Raw genomic sequence first — 3,428 nt, forward strand, 5'->3', positions numbered from 1 at the left:
CCCCGCCCCATCCGCACCGCACAGGTGGACGCGGATAACGTCCCTGAGATGGTGGCGCTGATCAACGACTTTAAGCCGGACCTCGTGTTGAACGTGGCCCTGCCGTATCAGGACCTGAATATCATGGACGCCTGCCTTGAAACCGGCGTCCACTACCTCGACACGGCCAACTATGAGCCGCTGGACGAGGCCAAGTTTGAATACAAGTGGCAGTGGGCCTATCAGGACCGCTTCCGCGAAAAGGGCCTGATGGCGCTGCTTGGCAGCGGCTTCGACCCCGGCGTGACCAACGTCTTTTGCGCCCACGCCCAGAAGCACCACTTCGATGAAATCCACCAGCTGGACATCATCGACTGCAACGCGGGCGACCACGGCAAGCACTTTGCCACCAACTTCAATCCGGAAATCAACATCCGCGAAGTAACCGCGCGCGGCCGCTACTGGGAACGCGGCGAATGGGTGGAGACCGACCCGCTGTCGTGGTCCATGTCCTACGACTTCCCCGAGGGCATTGGTCCCAAGAAGTGCTACCTCATGTACCACGAGGAGTTGGAGTCGCTGGTGCAGAACCTGCGCGGCATCCGTCGCGCCCGCTTCTGGATGACCTTCTCCGACAACTACCTGAAGCATCTGGAAGTGCTGGAGAACATCGGCATGACCCGCATCGACGCCGTGGAGCACAACGGCTGCGAAATCGTGCCGTTGCAGTTCCTTAAGACGCTGCTGCCGGACCCGGCCTCCCTCGGCCCGGACACCAAGGGCCGCACCTGCATCGGCTGCCTGATGCGCGGCGTGAAGGACGGCAAGGAAAAGCAGGTCTACGTGTACAATATCTGCGACCATCAGGACGCCTACCGCGAGGTGAAGTCGCAGGCTGTGTCGTACACCACGGGCGTGCCCGCCATGATTGGCGCGGCCATGATGCTGACCGGCAAGTGGAAGGGCGAGGGCGTCTTCAATATGGAAGAGTTCGACCCCGACCCGTTCATGGATATGCTGAATACACACGGCCTGCCATGGAAAGAGATCATCTCCTAGCCGCGTTGGAGCGCGTCCCCGCCACGCCATGCTTTGTGGTGGACGAGGCGCTCCTGCGCCGCAACCTGTCGGTGCTGGACACGGTCCAGCGCCGGACAGGGGCCAAGATTCTGCTGGCCCTCAAAGGGTTTGCCATGTTCAGCGCGTTTGCGCTGTTGCGGGACGCGCTGCATGGCGTTTGTGCCAGTTCCCCGCACGAGGCGCGCCTTGGCCGCGAGGCATTTGGGCGCGAGGTGCACGCCTTTGCCGCCGCCTATTCCGAAGCGGACATGCGCGAGCTGGTCACCCTGTGCGATCATATTTCCTTCAACTCCTTTGCCCAGTACCGGCGCTTCAAGCCGTTGGTGGACGCCGCGCCCGCGCGCATTGAGTGCGCCATCCGCGTGAATCCGGAGCACTCCGAGGGCGCTGTGCCCATCTACGACCCGTGCTCCCCCGGCTCGCGCCTTGGCGTGCGGCTGCGTGATTTTGAGCCGGACGCCCTTGACGGCATTTCCGGTCTGCATTTTCACACGCTGTGTGAGCAGAATGCGGATTCGCTGGAGCGTACCCTTGCGGCGTTTGAGGCCTCATTCGGCCCGCATCTGCGCGGCATGAAGTGGCTGAACATGGGCGGCGGGCACCACATCACGCGCGAGGACTACGACGTGGACCTGCTGTGCCGCCTCATCGACGGCGTGCGCGAGCGCTACGGCGTTGGCGTCTATCTTGAACCCGGCGAAGCCGTGGCGCTGGATACCGGATTCCTCGTCGCCACGGTGCTGGACGTCATCAACGCGGATATGCCCGTTGCCATCCTCGACGCCTCCGCCGCCGCGCATATGCCCGATGTGCTGGAGATGCCGTACCGTCCGGACGTCATCGGCTCCGGCCAACCCGCGGAGAAGGCGTGGACGTGCCGCCTTGCCGGGCATTCCTGCCTTGCGGGCGACGTGATAGGCGAGTACTCCTTCGACCGCCCGCTGCGCCCCGGTGACAGGCTCATATTTACGGATATGGCCCACTACAGCATGGTGAAGACCAACACCTTCAACGGCCTCAAGCTGCCCTCCATCGCCCTGCGGCGTGCGGACGGGACGCTGGAGGTCGTGCGCGAGTTCGGGTACGAGGACTACAAGACCCGCCTGTCCTGACCGATTTACGTTCAGGCGCGGGCATGGGCGGCGCTTTTTCATTTGCGCCGCCCCAAACGCCAACGACCATATCGACCAGCGAAACAAGGAGCAGAGCCGTTGAGCGGACTTTATCCTGATTTTATGGCCACAGACCTGGAACCCACCGCTCCGGGCGAGAGCCTGTTCCATATCATCCCCGTTCCCTACGAAAAGACCGTCTCCTACGGCGGCGGGACCGTTGACGGGCCGCAGGCCATTCTTGAGGCCTCGGACCAGCTTGAAATGTGGGACGGCTCTTCCGTGCCCGCCCGCCGCGGCATCGTCACCCACGACGCCGTCGAGTGTTCCGGCGCGGCAAAGACCGTTATGGACCGCATCGCCGACGCCGTGAAGACCGTGCGCGGCCACAACGGCATGCCCGTCGTCCTGGGCGGCGAGCACACCGTCACCCTCGGTGCGCTGCGCGCCCTTGCCGAGGAGCACGGCACCTTCGGCATTGTGCAGTTCGACGCCCACGCCGACCTGCGCGACAGCTACGAAGGCTCCCCCTACAGCCACGCCTGCGTTATGCGCCGCGCCGTGGCCGACCTCGGGCTGCCCCTCTTTCAGCTTGGCGTTCGCGCCCTGTGCGAAGAGGAAGTCGAGTACCGCCGCGAGCAGGGTATAGGCCACATTGACGGCTGGGAACTCGGCACCATGCCCTTCCCCCGCGCGCTTCTGCCAGAAGGGTTCCCCGATAAGATTTATGTCACCTTCGACGTGGACGGCCTCGATACCTCCATCATGCCCGCCACAGGCACCCCCGTGCCCGGCGGCATCATGTGGCATCAAGCCATGCAGCTGCTGCGCATGGCCATCCGCGGACGCCGCGTCCTCGGCTTCGACGTCGTCGAACTCGCCCCCATTCGCGACATGCACGCCTGCGACTTCACCGCCGCACAGCTCGTCTACAACATCATGGGCATCATCGACCGCGACGCTGTGCTGCCCTAGGGTGAGCGTTCATTGGAAGAAGAAAAGGCCGACGATGGATTCGTCGGCCTTTTTATTTTTGGGGAAGAAGAGGCGGACGGGGAGAGGGGAAATTGCTCCGCAGGGTTAAGGGCCGTGGGCCCTTAACGATCCCATTTATACGCCAGTGATGCGTTCCGGACACGCGGCCTCTATCAGGCCCCGACAACGGCGCCACACCCACACGGCCAACTCCCCCAACGCGAGGGAAAAGCCACCCACCCCTTTTTTCGGGCTGGCTTCCAGCCCGAAAACCTCGGGATT

General features: G+C 63.5%; 3 protein-coding genes. All 3 read left to right on the plus strand.

What is annotated here, in order from left to right:
* Nucleotides 1–1,038 (plus strand): saccharopine dehydrogenase family protein (locus tag ACY69P_RS15320; RefSeq protein ID WP_462328099.1); only part of this gene is annotated, 1,038 nt, incomplete at its 5' end.
* A complete protein-coding gene (gene nspC, locus ACY69P_RS15325) occupies nt 1,017–2,171 on the plus strand; it encodes a carboxynorspermidine decarboxylase (RefSeq protein WP_462328100.1) in 1,155 nt (384 codons plus the stop codon). The genes ACY69P_RS15320 and nspC, both read left to right, overlap by 22 nt.
* Before the next feature lie 123 nt (nt 2,172–2,294).
* The gene (gene speB / locus ACY69P_RS15330) at nt 2,295–3,146 is read left to right on the plus strand and encodes an agmatinase (protein ID WP_459902168.1); all 852 of its coding nucleotides are present in this window, start codon (nt 2,295–2,297) and stop codon (nt 3,144–3,146) included.
* Nucleotides 3,147–3,428 lie beyond the last annotated feature (282 nt).

The organism is Desulfobaculum sp. (assembly GCF_054921475.1).

Coding starts and splice junctions, on each gene's coding strand:
- nspC (WP_462328100.1), top strand. CDS start 1,017: ATGGAAAGAGATCATCTCCTAGCCGCGTTGGAGCGCGTCCCCGCCACG.
- speB (WP_459902168.1), top strand. CDS start 2,295: ATGGCCACAGACCTGGAACCCACCGCTCCGGGCGAGAGCCTGTTCCAT.